The organism is Streptomyces sp. NPDC058697 (assembly GCF_042715345.1).
In the GTDB taxonomy this organism is placed as follows: Bacteria; Actinomycetota; Actinomycetes; order Streptomycetales; family Streptomycetaceae; genus Streptomyces; species Streptomyces liliifuscus.
The window spans coordinates 78,055-94,199 of the sequence record NZ_JBHXSU010000022.1; the positions used below are offsets into that span (position 1 = coordinate 78,055).

14 protein-coding genes are annotated in these 16,145 nt (G+C 70.3%); 9 read left to right on the top strand and 5 right to left on the bottom strand.

Annotation, left to right across the window (positions count from 1 at the left end):
* Positions 1-25 precede the first annotated feature (25 nt).
* Complete coding sequence (locus tag ACFWXQ_RS36340) at positions 26-2,203, top strand: hypothetical protein (RefSeq protein WP_383937524.1); 2,178 nt, start codon at positions 26-28, stop codon at positions 2,201-2,203.
* A gap of 83 nt (positions 2,204-2,286) precedes the next feature.
* On the opposite strand, the gene ACFWXQ_RS36345 is transcribed toward ACFWXQ_RS36340, so the two are convergent.
* On the bottom strand, positions 2,287-3,582 hold the full coding sequence (locus ACFWXQ_RS36345; RefSeq protein ID WP_383937526.1) for an ABC transporter substrate-binding protein: 1,296 nt from the start codon (positions 3,580-3,582) through the stop codon (positions 2,287-2,289).
* A gap of 117 nt (positions 3,583-3,699) precedes the next feature.
* Between ACFWXQ_RS36345 and ACFWXQ_RS36350 the strand changes: the two genes are divergently transcribed.
* Both ACFWXQ_RS36350 and purU read left to right on the top strand, forming a co-directional pair.
* A complete protein-coding gene (locus ACFWXQ_RS36350; protein ID WP_307522545.1) occupies positions 3,700-4,200 on the top strand; it encodes a hypothetical protein in 501 nt (166 codons plus the stop codon).
* A 162-nt stretch (positions 4,201-4,362) separates the two neighbouring features.
* Entirely contained in the window at positions 4,363-5,226 is an 864-nt protein-coding gene (gene purU, locus ACFWXQ_RS36355) for a formyltetrahydrofolate deformylase (protein WP_383937528.1), read from the top strand.
* 189 nt (positions 5,227-5,415) lie between these two features.
* On the opposite strand, the gene ACFWXQ_RS36360 is transcribed toward purU, so the two are convergent.
* Together ACFWXQ_RS36360 and ACFWXQ_RS36365 are read right to left on the bottom strand one after the other, a co-directional pair.
* The gene (locus tag ACFWXQ_RS36360) at positions 5,416-6,786 is read right to left on the bottom strand and encodes a zf-HC2 domain-containing protein (RefSeq protein WP_383945662.1); all 1,371 of its coding nucleotides are present in this window, start codon (positions 6,784-6,786) and stop codon (positions 5,416-5,418) included.
* Complete coding sequence (locus ACFWXQ_RS36365) at positions 6,783-7,346, bottom strand: sigma-70 family RNA polymerase sigma factor (RefSeq protein ID WP_383945665.1); 564 nt, start codon at positions 7,344-7,346, stop codon at positions 6,783-6,785. Before ACFWXQ_RS36365 ends, ACFWXQ_RS36360 begins: the two co-directional genes overlap by 4 nt.
* A gap of 405 nt (positions 7,347-7,751) precedes the next feature.
* Between ACFWXQ_RS36365 and ACFWXQ_RS36370 the strand changes: the two genes are divergently transcribed.
* The gene (locus ACFWXQ_RS36370; RefSeq protein ID WP_383945668.1) at positions 7,752-8,126 is read left to right on the top strand and encodes an STAS domain-containing protein; all 375 of its coding nucleotides are present in this window, start codon (positions 7,752-7,754) and stop codon (positions 8,124-8,126) included.
* Between the two features lie 176 nt (positions 8,127-8,302).
* Positions 8,303-8,815 carry an EF-hand domain-containing protein gene (locus tag ACFWXQ_RS36375; protein WP_383945671.1) on the top strand — a complete coding sequence of 171 codons (513 nt, stop codon included), beginning with the start codon at positions 8,303-8,305 and terminating at the stop codon, positions 8,813-8,815.
* Here the strand turns inward: ACFWXQ_RS36375 and ACFWXQ_RS36380 are convergent.
* Positions 8,794-10,305, bottom strand: coding sequence for a class I adenylate-forming enzyme family protein (locus ACFWXQ_RS36380; protein WP_383945674.1), 1,512 nt, complete (start codon positions 10,303-10,305; stop codon positions 8,794-8,796). The two genes, ACFWXQ_RS36375 and ACFWXQ_RS36380, sit on opposite strands and share 22 nt — an antisense overlap.
* A gap of 154 nt (positions 10,306-10,459) precedes the next feature.
* On the opposite strand from ACFWXQ_RS36380, the gene ACFWXQ_RS36385 reads away from it, so the two are divergent.
* The 4 genes from ACFWXQ_RS36385 to ACFWXQ_RS36400 all read left to right on the top strand — a co-directional run bounded on the left by ACFWXQ_RS36385 (position 10,460) and on the right by ACFWXQ_RS36400 (position 14,686).
* Positions 10,460-11,653 (top strand): amidohydrolase family protein, encoded by a 1,194-nt coding sequence (locus ACFWXQ_RS36385; protein ID WP_383945677.1) that lies wholly within the window; start codon positions 10,460-10,462, stop codon positions 11,651-11,653.
* Positions 11,653-12,807 carry an acyl-CoA dehydrogenase gene (locus ACFWXQ_RS36390; RefSeq protein WP_383945680.1) on the top strand — a complete coding sequence of 385 codons (1,155 nt, stop codon included), beginning with the start codon at positions 11,653-11,655 and terminating at the stop codon, positions 12,805-12,807. Before ACFWXQ_RS36385 ends, ACFWXQ_RS36390 begins: the two co-directional genes overlap by 1 nt.
* Positions 12,808-12,811: 4 nt before the next feature.
* Positions 12,812-13,696, top strand: a complete 885-nt coding sequence (locus ACFWXQ_RS36395; RefSeq protein ID WP_383945683.1) for an acyl-CoA dehydrogenase family protein — start codon at positions 12,812-12,814, stop codon at positions 13,694-13,696.
* 495 nt (positions 13,697-14,191) lie between these two features.
* Complete coding sequence (locus ACFWXQ_RS36400; protein WP_383945735.1) at positions 14,192-14,686, top strand: ATP-binding protein; 495 nt, start codon at positions 14,192-14,194, stop codon at positions 14,684-14,686.
* Positions 14,687-15,217: 531 nt separating this feature from the next.
* On the opposite strand, the gene ACFWXQ_RS36405 is transcribed toward ACFWXQ_RS36400, so the two are convergent.
* The gene (locus ACFWXQ_RS36405; protein ID WP_383945686.1) at positions 15,218-16,144 is read right to left on the bottom strand and encodes a cyclase family protein; all 927 of its coding nucleotides are present in this window, start codon (positions 16,142-16,144) and stop codon (positions 15,218-15,220) included.
* Between the last annotated feature and the right edge of the window lies 1 nt (position 16,145).

Below are 16,145 nucleotides of genomic sequence, written 5' to 3' on the forward strand. Positions count from 1 at the left end.
AGGTCCCCCATTCGTAGGAGTCCCGGTGACGCACAACGGACAGGGCGACGAGCCCTCGGCGCGGCCCGCGCACGAAGGCATCGTGCTGCCGTCCGACGGCGGCGAACCCCTCCTGCCGGGCCAGACGGGCGACCGCGCCATCCCGGCGGGCGGTCAGGCCTGGGACCAGCCGTGGGGTCCGGGACCCGCTCCGGGGGCCTCTCCGGAGCCCGGACAGGGTTGGACGCCGACCGGCGAATGGGGTAATGCGGGCCAGGGCCAGGGTGCGCAGGCGCCCGGCTGGGGCACGCAGCACACGGACCAGGGCGGGGCCGCTCCGGCCCAGGACGCGCCCCCGCAGATCTCTAGCTGGACCGCCCAGGCCCAGGCTCCGGACGCGGGAGCACAGCCGCCGGGCTGGGGCACGACCGCTTCGGGACCGGAAGGCCAGGCGCAGGGCCAGGGAGGCCCGGGAGCCCCGGTTCCGGGCTGGGACGGCTCGGCTCACGGCTCCGGTGCCGGTGCGCAGGGCGGATACGGCGGCCAGCCGTCGCAGTACGCCGAGCCGACGGCCCAGTACGGGGCGCAGGGCACGGCGGGCGGCCCGTGGGGCGGCCCGCAGGCGCCGAACGGCGGCGGCCAGCTTCCGCCGCAGACCGCCGCAGCGGGCTCCGTGCCCCAGCAGCAGCCGGGCGGCGGGACACCTCTCCCGCACGAGGGCGCACCGACGAACGGGTACGGCGCCCCGCAGACTCCGGGCCCGTACGCACCCGAGAACGCACAGGCCCACATACAGGCCCAAGCACAGACACACGCACAGGGCCCCGCCGGGGCGCAGGCTCCGGGTGCTTACGGCTACCCGCAGGCCCACGGCGGCCAGGCGGCGCCCCAGCCTCCCGCGGGCCACGCGGCACCGCAGCAGGGCGGCTCCGCCGAGTCGAGGGGTGCTGGTGGCTACGGCTACCCGCAGGGTCCCGGTGGTCAGACTGCCGCACCGCTGCCGCCCGTTGGCGCCGGTGCCTTGCCGCCCGTTGCCGCCATGGACGAGGGTGCGACGCAGTTCCTGCCGCCGGTCCCCGCCGCGCCGGCCGTCGACGAGGGCGCCACGCAGCTCCTGCCCCCGGTGGGCCCCGGCGCGTTGCCGCCCGAGATGCCTCCCGCGGGGGCCGCCCCCGCGGCGATGTCCTCCGAGTCCACGCGGTACCTCGGCCGGGTCCGGCCGGACGGGCCGGGACCGGCGTCCGGAGGCAACGGCGCCGGACCCCTGCCTCCCGCCGTCGACCCCGACGCCCAGCCCACCCAGTTCATCGCGCCCGTACCGGCCCAGCCCGGCGCGGCGCAGTACGGACTGCGCCCGGGCGGGCCCGAGGACCGGCAGCAGCCGCCTGCCGAGTTCGACAACCTCTTCCGGGCCGACGCCGGAGGCTCCACGCAGCAGTTGCCCCGAGTCGACCAGCTGCGGGGGAGACAGGGCGCCCCGGCCGGCTTCGGCAGCCCGAACCGTCCCGGTACCCCCGGCGGCCCTGGCGCACCCGAGGGTCCCGCAGGCCGCGGCGCACGCCGAGGCGCGGGGGACGGTGACAACGGCCGTGGCGGCCGCACCCGTTCACGCGTGCCCGTGATCGCCGCGGTCGGCGTCGGCATCGCCGTACTCGGCATCGGCGCGGGCGCCCTCCTCAGCGGCGGCGGGGGCGACGACGGCGACGACAACAAGACGGTGGCGGCGACCGCGCCCGCCACGGACGACTCGGCCTCCGCCTCCGCCGACCCGGCCAAGGAGCAGGCCGTGGCCCTGGACAAGCTCCTGGCGGACAGCGGCGACAGCCGCGACTCGGTGGTCAAGGCCGTCGGCAACGTACGCAAGTGCGCCGCCCTCGGCCAGGCGGCCACCGATCTGCGCAACGCGGCCAAGCAGCGCGACGGACTGGTCACCAGCCTCGCGGACCTCTCCGTCGACAAGCTGCCGAACCACGCGCAGCTGACCGCCGCGCTCAACAGCGCCTGGAAGGCCTCCTCCGCGGCGGACACCCACTACGCGGCCTGGGCCGACCAGACCGCGGACAAGAAGGGCTGCCGCAAGGGCCAGGCCCGCAACACGGGCCAGACCGCGGCGGGCAACCGGGAGAGCGGCACCGCGACCACGCAGAAGGCCAAGGCCGCGAAGCTCTGGAACTCCATCGCCCAGACCTACGGACTGACGGAGCGCCAGCCCGGCCAGCTGTGACCGGCGGGGTCGGACTACGGCGGACCGGCGGGGTCGGACTACGGCCTTGGCGGGGGCCGGTACCTGGTCGGTACCGGCCTGCTTTACGACGCTTCCGTGTTCTCCAGCACCTTCGACACGTTCACGAACCCCTTGCGCGCCGATACCAGTTGACCCTTGCGGACCACCTGGAACGACACGTCCGAGTTGACCAGCCGGGGGAAGCCCGTCGCCGCGGTCAGATCGTCGAAGCTCCAGCTGAGCGTCGGCGTCAGCCCGCCCGTGTTGATCTTCAGGCCGTCGTCGAGCGTCCGCCGCAGCGTCCGCGAGGACACCTCGCCGTCGCCCAGCGACTCGACGGCCTTCTTCAGCACGGTGTAGGCGACCCAGGTCGTCTGCACCCCGGGGTCCGACTCGTCGATCCGGTTGTCGCCGAAGGCCTCCTCGCGGATGACCGCGCGCATCGGCTTCCACCGCTTGTCGCGCGACGCCGGGTACCAGCCGGTGACGTACGAGCCCTCGTACGCGTTGCCCGTCGCGTCGATCACCGACTGGTCGACGCTGCCCAGCACGGACGCCGTCCGTACCTTCGGGTAGTCCTCGCGGGCACGCCGGAACGAGTCCATGAAGGTGTCCGTGCGGTCCCCGAGCGCGGGCACCACACATCCCTCCTCCGTCGGATCCGCCGTGACCCGCCGCAGCGCCTGGTCCGCGTGGTTCGAGTACTCCGTGGCGTCCTCGGCGGCCCGCTGGTCGACGGCGGCCGAATGTCCCCCGGCGCTCAGACCGGAGTCGAGCAGCACGGGCAGTTCGTCGCCGGCGATCGTGTCGGGGCGTACGAGGGTGACGGGGCCGCAGTTCTTGGCGAGCTGCTGTCCGAGGCCGGCCAGGAGGGCGGGCTGGCCGCCGTTGACCGGGTAGGAGAGCGGGCTGGTGAACTCGTCGTCGGTGACGCCGTACCCGCCGAGATACGGGATGCCGGTCCCCTCCAGCGGGGAGAAGAAGGAGCGGGCGTGCTGGCTGTACGAGCCGACGACCGCGACGACGTTCTCGGCCACCGCGCGGCGGGCGCAGTTGGCGGCGCCCACCGTGTCGTTGTGGTCGTTGCAGGTGAGGACCTTGAGCTTGCGGCCGTTGATGCCACCCTTGGAGTTGACCCAGCGCGCGTACGCCAGGGCCATGGCGGGCATACCCGGCTTGTTGGTCGCCTTCGTTTCCTCGGGCGCCCACGTCATGACCTTGATCGGTTCGTCCCCGGAACCCCCCGTGGTACCGGGGACGACACCGCATCCGACGGCTATGGACGCACACGCCGCCAACGCGCCCGCGGAAAGCACTCTGGCCTTGGCGGGACGAAGGTGGGCGGGGAGGAGGGTGCGGGTGCGTCGCCTGCCGGTCATGGACACGCACGATTCCGTCACACCGCTACGGCCGGTGTGACCCATGGTCAACGCTTGGTGACGAGAAGGTGAACTCCGGGGTGCGGTGTGGGACGAATCGGCGAGAACGTACGATCGGTGACCGTGCAAGGTTCGGAGAACTCTTCCCGTCGCGGGCGTCGCTCATCCACCATGGGCGGCATGCCACTGAACGACATGCCGTGGTGGCGCTGGCGCAGCAATGTGCGCTCCGCGCTGCACATGCTTTCCGACACCGAGTTCCAGCGAGGGGTCTGGCTCGCGGGGGTCGACGGGTACGGGGATGTGACCGACGCCGTCTATCGCCTCGTCGAGGACACCTGGCTGGACAACTGGTCCGCCGAGAAATACGTGGGGACGATCTTCCGGGACTCGCAGGAGGCGGCGCTCGTCGATTCCGCGGTGCTTCGGGTGCTGCGGATCATGCATCAGGTGGGGCCTGATGCCGCTGTCTCCGTGTATCTCGAACATCAGGGGTGGCCTGAGGCTGTGCGGGCTGCTCGGGATGCGCACGTTCGGATGGCGGTGAGTGACGGGGAGGATCCCGATGTGCCGCCTCGGACGCTTGAGGTTCTGCGGATCATGACTCGGTCCGCCTGAGGGCTGGGATGGCTGAGGTCTGGCCTGGCTGAGGTCCGGTTGTGCGTGCCGCGCGGTGGGGGCTTGTCGCGCAGTTCCCCGCGCCCCTGATGGGGCCCAGCCCCAGTCCGGGTAGCGGGACGTGTGGTCTGGCTCGGCTCGACTTATGGGACCCTGGCGGGCATGAATGAGCCCGTGACCGAGCAGTACGTCCTTACGCTTTCCTGTCCTGACAAGCAGGGCATCGTGCACGCCGTGTCGAGTTATCTCTTCATGACCGGGTGCAACATCGAGGACAGTCAGCAGTTCGGTGACCATGACACGGGGCTGTTCTTCATGCGGGTCCACTTCTCGGCGGAGTCGCCGGTGACGGTGGAGAAGCTGCGGGCCAGCTTCGCGGCGATCGGTGACTCCTTCCATATGGAGTGGCAGATCCACCGGGCCGAGGACAAGATGCGGGTCGTGCTGATGGTCAGCAAGTTCGGGCATTGCCTGAACGATCTGCTGTTCCGGGCTCGGACCGGGGCGCTTCCTGTTGAGATCGCGGCTGTGGTGTCGAATCACACCGAGTTTGCTGAGCTTGTGGCTTCGTATGACGTGCCTTTCCATCACATTCCGGTCACCAAGGACAATAAGGCGCAGGCTGAGGCGCAGTTGTTGGAGTTGGTGCGGGAGCAGGGTGTCGAGCTGGTTGTGCTGGCGCGGTATATGCAGGTGCTCTCCGATGATCTGTGTAAGCAGTTGAGTGGGCGGATTATTAATATCCATCACTCGTTCCTGCCTAGCTTCAAGGGTGCGAAGCCGTATCACCAGGCGCACGTTCGTGGTGTGAAGCTGATTGGTGCCACCGCGCACTATGTGACTGCCGACCTTGATGAGGGGCCGATCATCGAGCAGGAGGTCGAGCGGGTGGGGCACCAGGTCACGCCTGAGCAGCTTGTCGCTGTGGGGCGGGATGTGGAGTGCCAGGCGCTCGCCCGTGCCGTGAAGTGGCATGCGGAGCGGCGGATTCTGTTGAACGGGCGGCGGACCGTCGTTTTCGACTGAGGTGTGTCGCACCCTGCGTTGTTGTGGGGGCGCGGGCCGTGCCGGTACGTCGAGTCCGCCGCGGCGGGGTGTACGGCCGTTGGCTTTCGAGGGAGACCGTGCCTGGAGGAGCCGTATGCGGCGGACTTTCGACGTACCGGCACGGCCCGCTCCCGTGTGTGGGGCGGGTGCGGGCCGGGGGTCTGCGCGCTACATGCGGCTCAGGGATGCTGCTGCGAACAGGACGTCTCTGATTGCCTCTCGGTCTCCGAGCTGGCCTGCTGCCGCTTCCTCCGGTGGTACGTGGCCTGCTGCCAGTTGGCAGAACTCGACGCCGTCCAGGGCTATGTGCGCCACCTCGTGGTCGGGGGAGGGCAGGGCGCCCGGGGAGTCCAGGGGGATGAGCCATTCGCCGCCGCCCAGGCCCTCGATCTCCAGGCGGAGGCTGCGGCCGGGGGCGCCGGCCGGGACCAGGTGGCGGGTCTGGCCGGGGGCGGCGAGGCCGGCCTGGCGGCGGGCGGCCAGGGCCGTGGGGAGCATGCGGGCGCCCAGGTCGATCATGGCGTGCAGGTGGCGGGGCGACGGCGGTTCGTAGGGGTAGTCGACCGCCTCGGCGATGTCTCCCGCGTGGACCCAGGTCTCGAAGGCGCGGTCCAGCATCGAGTCCCGCAGGGGGAGTTCGAAGGCGCCGTACGAGACCGGGAGGCGGCCGGAGCCGCCGCCCGCGAAGGCGACCGTGCGGACCAGGTTGTGGGCCTGCTCGCGCCAGGGCGTTCGTACGGAACGGGTGGGCGGGAAGTGTGAAGTGGTCCAGAAAGCCTCTGTGCGGGCCGCGGGGGTGGGGGTCTCCGCAGGGGCTTCCAGGGGGTCGTCCAGGCCCAGGGTCAGGGCTACCAGGCCGTCGACGGTGAGCAGATGGGCGATCACGCCTGCGACGGTGGTGCGGCGGCTGGTCTGTTCGTCGCCCTCGAACCAGCGCAGGCGTACGGGGGCGTGCCACTCGGCGTCGCCGATGTCCTGGAGGAGGGCGTCCAGGCGGGCCGTCTCCGCGTCGTACGGTGTTGCCCATTCGGGGACCGGGATGCGGGGCGGGCGGCGGTCCAGGCAGCTTTCCAGGACGCGGGTGCGGAGGGTGGGGTCCAGGTCGAGGCTCTCCGGTGGGTGCAGGAGGCCCACCGCGTCGCGCAGGCGCAGTGCCTCGTCCGCGCATGCGCCGCACGTGCCCAGATGGTCCTCCACCGCTGTCGTCTCCTCGGGGGAGCAGGCCGCCAGCGCCCACGCGCCCAGCAGGGCCTTGAGAACCCGGTGTTCGAGGAAGAGGGGGGTCGGTGTCGGCTCGGGGAGAGGGAGGCCCGTGTCCTCTACCGATGCGCGTGGCATGGGTATGCGTGGGGGTTGGGGTTCGTCGGGGGTGCGGGCCGTGTTGGGGGCAGGGGGGTTGGGGGGAGGGGGGTTGGGGTTTGATGGTCCGCCCGGGTTGTTGGACGGGGGTGGGGTGTTGTTTTGGGGGTTCGCTTGGCTGTTGTGGTCTTTCGGGTCCGGCTGGTCGCCGTAGCCGTCGTGTGCCTCGATGCCTCTCATCGGGCGCCTCCGGACCGGCCCGTGTCGTGGGCCGTGGACAGGAGCTGTAGGCCCAGGCGCAGGCGGCGGCGGGCCTCGTCCTCGGTGACTCCCAGGTCGGCGGCGGTCTGGCGGTAGTCGCGGCGCTGGAAGTAGGCGAGCTCCAGGGCCGCGCGCAGCGGGGCCGGCATCGACGTGACGATGTAGTCGGCGCGGGCCGCCACCGAGGCGCGGCGGACCTTGCGCTCCAGTTCCTCGGTGCTGCCCGAGCCGTCCTGGGCGAGTGCGGCGGTCTCCGTCGCGCGCAGGCGCTGGACTGCGAGGCGGTGGGTCAGTGTGGCGACCCAGGAGCGCAGGGGGCCCTGCTTGGGGTCGTACGCCTCGGGGTTCTCCCAGACGTGGGCGAAGACCTCGCGGGTGACGCCGTCGGCCGCCCGGTCGTCTCCGAGCACGCGATGGGCGAGGCCGTGCACGAGCGAAGCGAATCGGTCATAGAGCTCACCGAGTGCGGCCGCCTCCCCGCGTGCGAGCCGCTGTTGCATCTTGCGGTCCCAGCGGGGCGGCGTGTCCTTCTTGGTCATGCGGCCCCTCACCCCCGGTCGTGCGGTGCGCCTGTCCCTGTGTCCACCGGATTCTCCTCTCCGGCTTCCTCCCGAATGTAGTCGGCACCCCTGACAATGCACGCCCCTTTGTGGCAATGCGCGCCCCTCGCGGAGCTGCGGATGGTAGTGCTCCGATCACGCTGTGCGCGCGGCACCTCACGGTGTGCGTGTGTCTGCCGTGGCTTGGCCCGATCAGGATCGACCGTACTAGACCGTTCTCGACCGAAACAGCCCAACTGGGGCACGCTTCGATTCCGCATCCGGTGTTTCATGGAGTGAGGGTGGGGCAGCCGCGCACCAGGGAAATGACAGGACCACTTCCGGTTCCGGGTCCGACGTCGTCGGGCCGTCAGGGTCCAACAACGTCGAGCGAGGGGCAGTCGCGTGACGCTCAGGGTGACCGACGGCGAGCAGCACGGCTGGGCCGTGCTCCGGGTGTCGGGCGAGATGGATCTGGTGACGTCACCGGTGCTGCGGCAGCGCGTGCACGACGCCGTGGCCGAGGGGCGGCACAGTCTTGTCCTCGATCTCTCCGGGGTCCTGTTCTGCGACTCCAGTGGTGTGGGGGTGCTGATCGCGACCCGGCGGCTGCTCCGCTCCTGCCAGGGGCGCCTCCGCTTGATCCTTCCCGCGCAGGGCGCCGTGGACGGATCCCACGTCAACCGGGTGCTGGGCGCCCTGGGTGTGCGCCGGCTCTTCGACGTGTATCCCGATGTCGGCGCTGCGATCGATGATGAGCCGGATTCCCTCTCGGCGTGATTCGCGTCACGTTCCGGTCGCGCAGAGGGGAAGATCGTCCCGTGATTACGCGACACGGTTGTCGCGGAATTCCCCCGGTCTTGGCACAAGCGTCGTTTTCCCGCTCCCCGAGGGCCCCCGTCGTCGTACGCTCCCTGCCAGACGTACCCACGTGATGTAAGGCGGCCCGAAAAGACATGGTCAGCACCGAGTACGAGCGAAAGATCGCCGCCCGGTTCGCCACCTTCGATCAGGACGGCAACGGCTATATCGACCGCGAGGACTTCAACGCGGCGACCAAGGCGCTGCTCGCCGAGTTCGGCACGGCGGCCCGGTCCGACAAGGGCCAGGCCCTCTACATCGGCGCGGAGGCCTTCTGGCAGGGCATGGCCGGAATCGCGGACCGGGACGGCGACCAGCGGATCACCCGCGAGGAGTTCGTGGGCGGCGCCGTGAAGCGGCTGCGGGACAACCCCGACCGGTTCGCCGAGATCGCCCGCCCCTTCCTGGACGCGGCGCTCGCCATCGCGGACGGCGACGGGGACTCGGCGGCGACCGTCGACGAGATCGCGCGGGCCCTCAAGGCCCTCGGCGCGCCCGAGGCCGTCGCCACCGCCGCGGCCGGCGCGCTCGACGCGGACTCCGACGGCCGGGTCACCGAGCCGGAGATCGTGAGCGCCTTCGCCCGCTACTTCACGGTGCCCGAATAGCGCTCCCTGAGCTTGTACTTGAGCACCTTCCGCAGGGTCTCGTTGCGCGGAAGGGCGTCCACCAGCTCCAGCTGCTCCGGCAGTTTGTGCACGGACAGTCCTTCCGCGCGTAGGTAGTCGGCGATGGCGGAGAGCGTCAACTGCGGGGTCTTCTCCGGTTGTTCGATCACCGCGCATACGCGTTCGCCGCGTTCCGGGTCCGGCAGGCCGATCACCGCCACGTCTCCTACCGCCGGGTGGCGGTGCAGCAGGTCCTCTATCTCCTTCGCCGAGATGTTCTCTCCCTTGCGGATGATGACGTCCTTCAGGCGGCCCGTCAGGACGAGGTGGCCGGAGGGTGTGAGGTGTCCGAGGTCTCCTGTGATCAGGAAGCCGTCCTCGTCGAAGGTCTCTGTGGTCTGTGCGGGGTTCAGGTAGCCCGTGCAGACTGCCTCTCCTCGCAGTCTCACCTCCCCGTCCACGATCCGGATCTCCATGCCCTCCGGGGGCCTTCCCTCCGTTGTCGCGAGGTTTTCCTCCGAGTCGTCCGGCGAGCCCATCGTGATCATCGGGACCTCGGTCATGCCGTATCCATGGGTCAGTCGGACGCCCATCTCCCGTACGACGGCGTGGTGCACCTCCGGTGGCTTCGGTGCCCCGCCGCCCGCCAGGAGGCGCAGGGTGGGGATGAGTTTGGTGTCCGGCTGTTTGCGCTGCTCGGTCAGGAACATCGAGTAGAACGCCGTCGAGCCGCCCGCCACCGTCACGCCGTGCTTGCGGTAGCCCTCCAGGGCGTCCGGCAGCGCGAACTTCTCGAAGAGGACCGCCGGGAAGCCGTACAGCAGCAGCATGACCAGGTAGTCGGGGCCCCCTATGTGCGCGAAGGGGAACGCGATCGAGCCGATGTCGTCGGCCGACAGGTGCAGCGCGTGGGCGAGGCAGGAGCCGCCTGCGATCAGTGAACGGTCCGTGTGCAGTACGCCCTTGGGGTCGGACGTCGTTCCCGAGGTCCAGTAGATCCAGCGCACGTCCGTGCCCGTGGTGGGGGGCGGGGGTAGGACCGACGGGTTCCCCTCGGGGAGGGAGTCGTACGCCTCGAAGATGCCGCGTGCGCCGATGCGTTCGGCCATCGCCGTGTGGTCGAAGCCTCGCCACTCGCCCGGTACGGCGAAATGGGCGGCCCCCGACTCCCTTACGGCGAAGGCGACTTCGCGGTCCCGGTAGAAGGGGATCACCGGGGACTGGACCGCCCCCAGCCTGGCCAGGGCCATCGCCAGTACGACCGTCTCGATGCGGGTCGGCAGCTGCCAGGCGACCACCGTGCCGGGGCGTACGCCCAGGTCATGGAGGCCTGCCGCGGTCCGCTCCGCGCCCGAGCGCAGCTCCTCGAAGGTGAGCGTGCGGTCGTCCTGGAGGAGGACGGGGCGGTCGGGGGTGAGCGCGGCGCGACGCTCGACGAGTTCCCAGAAGGTGCGGGAGGAGCCCAGTGCGTGTGCGGTGTCCGTCGTCATGGCCCGTACTCCTCACAGCTGACGGGTAGTCAGATTGGCTGGAGAGCGTAGGGCTCGGTGCCTTGTCGGTCCAGGGGTGCGGGGCTAGCCTTCTAGGGGAGCAACAACTGACGGTCCGTCAGATAATTGAGATTGGCCTAGGCGGAGGGGACTCATGACCGAACTGCCCCGCATCATCAGCGTCGACGACCATGTGATCGAGCCCGCGAACCTCTTCGAGACCTGGCTGCCGAAGAAGTACCAGGACCGCGGCCCCAAGCCGCTCACGGCCGGGATCGGCGAACTCGCCTATGTGGCGGGCAAGTACCGGATCACGATGGACCCGGACGGGCCGCCGACCGACTGGTGGATCTACGAGGACCTCAAGTTCCCGTACAAGCGCAACATCGCCGCCGTCGGCTTCGACCGCGACGAGATGACCCTTGAGGGCATCACGCGTGCGGAGATGCGGCCGGGGTGCTGGGATCCCGCCGAGCGGCTCAAGGACATGGACGCCAACCATGTCGAGGGCTCGCTGTGCTTCCCGACCTTCCCGCGGTTCTGCGGGCAGACCTTCGCCGAGGCGCACGACAAGGAGGTCGCGCTGGCCTGCGTGCGCGCGTACAACGACTTCATGGTCGAGGAGTGGTGCGGGGACAGTGGGGGGCGGCTGATTCCGTTGTGCATCATTCCGCTCTGGGACATCGACCTTGCCGTTGCCGAGATCCGGCACAACGCCGCCCGGGGCGTGCGGGCCGTGACCTTCTCCGAGATCCCGACCCACCTCGGGCTGCCGTCCATCCACTCCGGCTACTGGGACCCGTTCTTCGCGGTTTGCCAGGAGACCGGCACGGTCGTCAACATGCATATCGGCAGCAGCTCCCAGATGCCCGCCGCGTCCCCGGACGCCCCGCCCGCCGTCCAGGCCTCGCTCAGCTTCAACAACGCCATGGCCTCGATGATGGACTTCCTGTTCAGCGGGGTGCTGGTGAAGTTCCCGCAGCTCAAACTCGCCTACTCCGAAGGGCAGATGGGCTGGATCCCGTACGCCCTGGAGCGGGCCGACGACGTGTGGGAGGAGCACCGGGCCTGGGGCGGGGTCAGGGACCTGATCCCCGAGCCGCCCTCCACCTACTACTACCGGCAGATCTTCTGCTGCTTCTTCCGCGACAAGCACGGCATCGCGTCGCTGGACGTGGTGGGGCGGGACAACGCGACCTTCGAGACCGACTATCCGCACGTCGACTCGACCTTCCCGCACACCAAGGAGGTCGCCCTCGACCATGTGAAGGGCCTCGACGACGAGACGATCTACAAGCTGATGCGCGGCAACGCCATCCGCATGCTCGGCCTGGACCTCGACAAGTAATGGACCTCTCCTACACGCCCGAGGAGGAGGAGTTCCGGGCGCGGCTGGGGGAGTGGCTCGCGAAGGTCCTCCCCGGGCTGCCCCCGAAGCCCTCGCCGGACGACTGGCCCGGCAGGCGCGCGTACGACCTCGGCTGGCAGCGCATGCTGTACGACGCCGGGTACGCGGGGCTCCACTGGCCCGTCGACGCCGGGGGCCGCGGGGCCACGCCCACGCAGCACCTGATCTTCCTGGAGGAGACGGAGAAGGCGGGCGCGCCCTACGTAGGGGCCAATTTCGTCGGGCTGCTGCACGCCGGGCCCACCATCGCGGCCGAGGGGAGTGCCGAGCAGCGGGCGCGCTGGCTGCCGCCCGTGCTGCGCGGCGAGGAGGTGTGGTGCCAGGGGTTCAGCGAGCCGGACGCCGGCTCGGACCTCGCGGCACTGCGCACGCGCGCGCGGCGCGACGGCGACGACTACGTGGTGAGCGGCTCCAAGATCTGGACCTCCCACGCGGAAGTCGCCGACTGGTGCGAGCTGTTGGTGCGCACGGACGCGAAGGCGCCCAAGCATCGAGGGATTTCGTGGCTCGCGATGCCGATGGACGCGCCGGGAATCACGGTACGTCCACTGCGTACGCTCGCGGGTTCGACCGAGTTCGCCGAGGTGTTCCTCGACGATGTGCGGGTGCCCGTCGCCAACCGGGTCGGCGAGGAGAACGACGGCTGGCGCGTGACCATGGTGACGCTGTCCTTCGAGCGCGGGACGGCCTTCGTGGGCGAGGTGGTGGCCTGCCGGCGCGTCCTGGGCGAACTCGCGCGCGAGGCGCGGAGGAACGGCCGCTGGGACGACGTGGTGCTGCGTCGAAGGCTCGGTCGTCTGAACGCGGAGTTCCGTGCGCTGTGGCGGCTCACGCAGTGGAACGTGAGCGAGTCGGAGAGGTCGGGCGGAGTGCCGGGCGTCGGGGGTTCGGTTTTCAAACTGAGGTACTCGCGCGCGCGGCAGGATCTGTACGACGCGGCCGCGGACGTGCTCGGTCCCGAGGCGCTCGATCTCGACAGCCGGTGGACGCTGGACCGGCTGTCCTCCCTCTCGTACACCATCGCGGCCGGCACTTCGCAGATCCAGCGGAACATCGTGGCCGAACGGATCCTGGGCCTCCCGAAGGGGCGATGACCGTATGGATTTCCAACTCACTGATGATCAACGGGCGTTGCGGGCGGGGGTACGCGAACTGCTCGCCCGGCGCTTCGGGCGGGAGCAGTTGCGGGCCGCCGTGGACGCCCCGGGGCTCGACCGTGCGCTCTGGCGGGAGTTGGGCGAGGCGGGCTTCTTCGCGCTGCGGCTGCCGGAGGCGGAGGGCGGGGTCGGACTGGGACTCCCCGAGGCGGTCCTCGCCTTCGAGGAGGCCGGCCGGGCGCTGCTGCCCGGACCGCTCGTGGCCACGCACCTCGCGGCCGGCGAGGTGCCCGGAGCGGCCACCGGCGAAAGCGTGGTCGCGGCCGTCGACGGCACGCTCGTCGAATGGCTGGACGAGGCCGACGTCGTACGCGGAGACGTGACCGGAGCCGTCGCGATGCGCTCGGCGGACCCGCTCACTCCGCTGCACCGGGTGCCCCGCCCCGCGCCGCCCGACCAGGTGGCCGCGCTGCTGACCGCCGCCGAGCAGTTGGGCTCCGCTGCCCGCACCTGCGAACTGGCCGTGCAACACGCCCGGACCCGTGAGCAGTTCGGGCAGCCGATCGGGGCCTTCCAGGCGGTGAAACACCTGTGCTCCGAGATGCTGGTGCGCGTGGAGGTGGCGCGTGGTGCGGTCTACGCGGCCGCTGTCACGGCCGATCCGCTCGATATCGCGGCGGCCGGACTGCTGGCCGACGAGGCCGCCGAGCGCGGCGCCCGCGACTGTCTCCAGGTGCACGGCGGCATGGGCTTCACATGGGAGTCCGACGTGCACCTTCACCTCAAACGTGCCTGGCTGCGGGCCCGTCGCGGGCAGAGTGCGGCCGAGGCCGAGGAAGCGCTCGCGGAGGATCTGGCGGCGGCCGCACCAGGGCCCCGGACATGAACTGTGCACGATCATTGCCGTCGATCGTGGCATGACGGAACGGGCCCGAACGGACGGATGTCACTGAACGTGGCATACCGGAATTACCGAGCGTTGATATCGGGTTGTGTCCTATGCGTGACTCGTCACGGCCTGGAGTCGGAGCCGTGCTCCGGTACCTTGTGTGGGATGCGAGTGGTTCTGAGGCCGGGCCATCACGGTGTTGCCCCTGAGGCAGCTCCGGATCCGGCGATGCGTACCGCTCGCGAGGCAGGAAGCAGGACCGTTCCTGCCTGTTCGACTCCCCGTGACGAGCGTCGCACAGTATGCCGCACGCGTACTCCTTCGCGCTGGAATATGCCCGAAGCGCTTGTTGGGGTGACTGTACGTCAACCATGCTGTCTCCTAAGGGAATCACGTTCCGTGAACCCTTTTCTGACCACGATCGTGGCCCTTGCGAGGCGCGAGGCGATGTGTCCGCCGGTTCGGATGGTGTGAGCGGTGCAGGTGCTTCAAGTGCAGCTGGAGATCCGGCCCGACCCCGCAGAGGTGGGGCGGGCCCGGAGGTGGGCCCGTTCGCGGCTCGCGGGGTCCGGGATAGAGGCCGATGAGCCGCTTGCCGAGACCCTGATCCTGCTCGTCTCCGAGCTGGTCACCAACGCGGTGGTGCACACCGGCCGTCCGGCCGTGCTGCGCCTGTCGCTGCCGAGTCTCGCGACGGGCCCCACGGCCGGAGAGCGTGCCGTGGCGGAAGCTGTGGCGACCGTCCGCCTGGAGGTGCTCGACGCCAGCGCCCGGCCGCCCCGCCCCCGGTGCGCGGACGGCGACGAGACCAACGGCCGCGGCCTGGCACTCGTCGACGGCCTCGCCGACCGCTGGGGCTGGAGCAGCGAGGGCGCGGGCAAGCGCATCTGGTGCGAGGTGGACCGCTGTTCGGCGACAGCGGCGTCCACGGTGACGTGCGACTCGGCTCCGGCCGTGTACGGGGACCTGGCGTTCGAGGTGGTCTGAGCGGGGCGTTGTCCCTTCGGGGGCGAGCGGGTCATTTACCCGCGTGGTCGGCTTCTGTGCTCGATCAGCCGCGCCCCTTAGGGGCGCGGGGAACTGCGCGATCAGCCACCCGTGACCCGCACATGGCACCCGGACCCCCAGGCGGAGCACAGAAGCACGGGGCCCGCGCCCCATCCGTCCCGTGCTGCCCGATGCGCCGTACCGTGCTTCCGCCCGTCGCGGTACAAAGAGGGGCGTAAGCCGTGAATCCCCGAACAGGTGTTGACGATTCGTGTCCGTTTGATCACGCTTGTGGTCAGCGATTCGCCGTGAGGGGACGGCGAGGGTTCCGGTGACGGGAGCCCTTGGCGAGCGTGGGTCGCGATCGGCGTCGGCTCCTCCAGGGTCGGGAGCAGGGCGGGTACGCCGGAGCCGGATGGCGGCGCGCGGTGTCGTGCCAGGGGTGAGGTGGGGTCCCTCGCCCGGGCGCGGCCGACTGTGGGGGAGGCGCGCCGCCAGCCGACCCTCAACAGGCAGGGCCGGCGGGGTGCCTCACAGGATCGCGACGGGTGCCACGGGTGTTCCAGTGGCGCCGACGAACGGTTCGGGCATCGCCGACAGCAGGAACGTATGCCGGCGAAGTTCTCCACAGGCTGTGGACAACTCTTCGAGATTCCAGTTCTGACCTTGGAGCATGCCCATTTCGACCAGGTCGAGGGCGTGCACGGGAAGCCACAAGTCCTCTATTTCGGGCGGAAATATCTCAAAGGTGAGGGTGTCGTTCGCGACGGCGGCCACATCGCGTGCGTGGAACCACTCCGGGGTGCGGACGGACAGGCCGGGCGACGGGAACGCGTACGCGTGCTTGTCGCCGGCCAGATAGAGCTGGATCTGACCGGTGCGTACGAGAACGATGTCGCCCGCGCGGACCTTCGTCCCGGCCAGTTCCTCGGCCGCTTCCAGGTCTTCCGGGGTCACCGCGTGGCCGCCGTCGAGGCGGTCCTTGCCGAGTGCGCGGGCCACGTCCAGGAGGATGCCGCGCGAGACGATGTGGCGGGGCTTGTCGATGCCGCTGAACTCGGCGCCGCCGTGGGCCGTGACGGTGGTCGCGGGGCGGCCGTTGTAGATCTTCCCCGAGTGTGAGACATGGGTCAGGGCGTCCCAGTGGGTGGCCGCCTGGAGGCCCATGGTCACGGCGTCGTCGCTGCACGCGACCGTGCCGGGTCCGAACAGCTCCTGGTTGATCTGCACCATCGCGTGCAGCGGGTTGACCCGGCCCGGGATCATGCCGGTCTGCACGCCGTCCTCCCGGAGCGGGAGCGCGAGCGGGACGCGGCGGCCCGTGCGCACGGTCGTGGCGGCCTCGCGCACGACCTCGTCGGTGATCAGGTTCAGCGTGCCGATCTCGTCGTCGGCGCCCCAACGCCCCCAGTTGTTCACGCGCTTGGCGATCTCGTGGAACTCGGCCGGCATCGACATG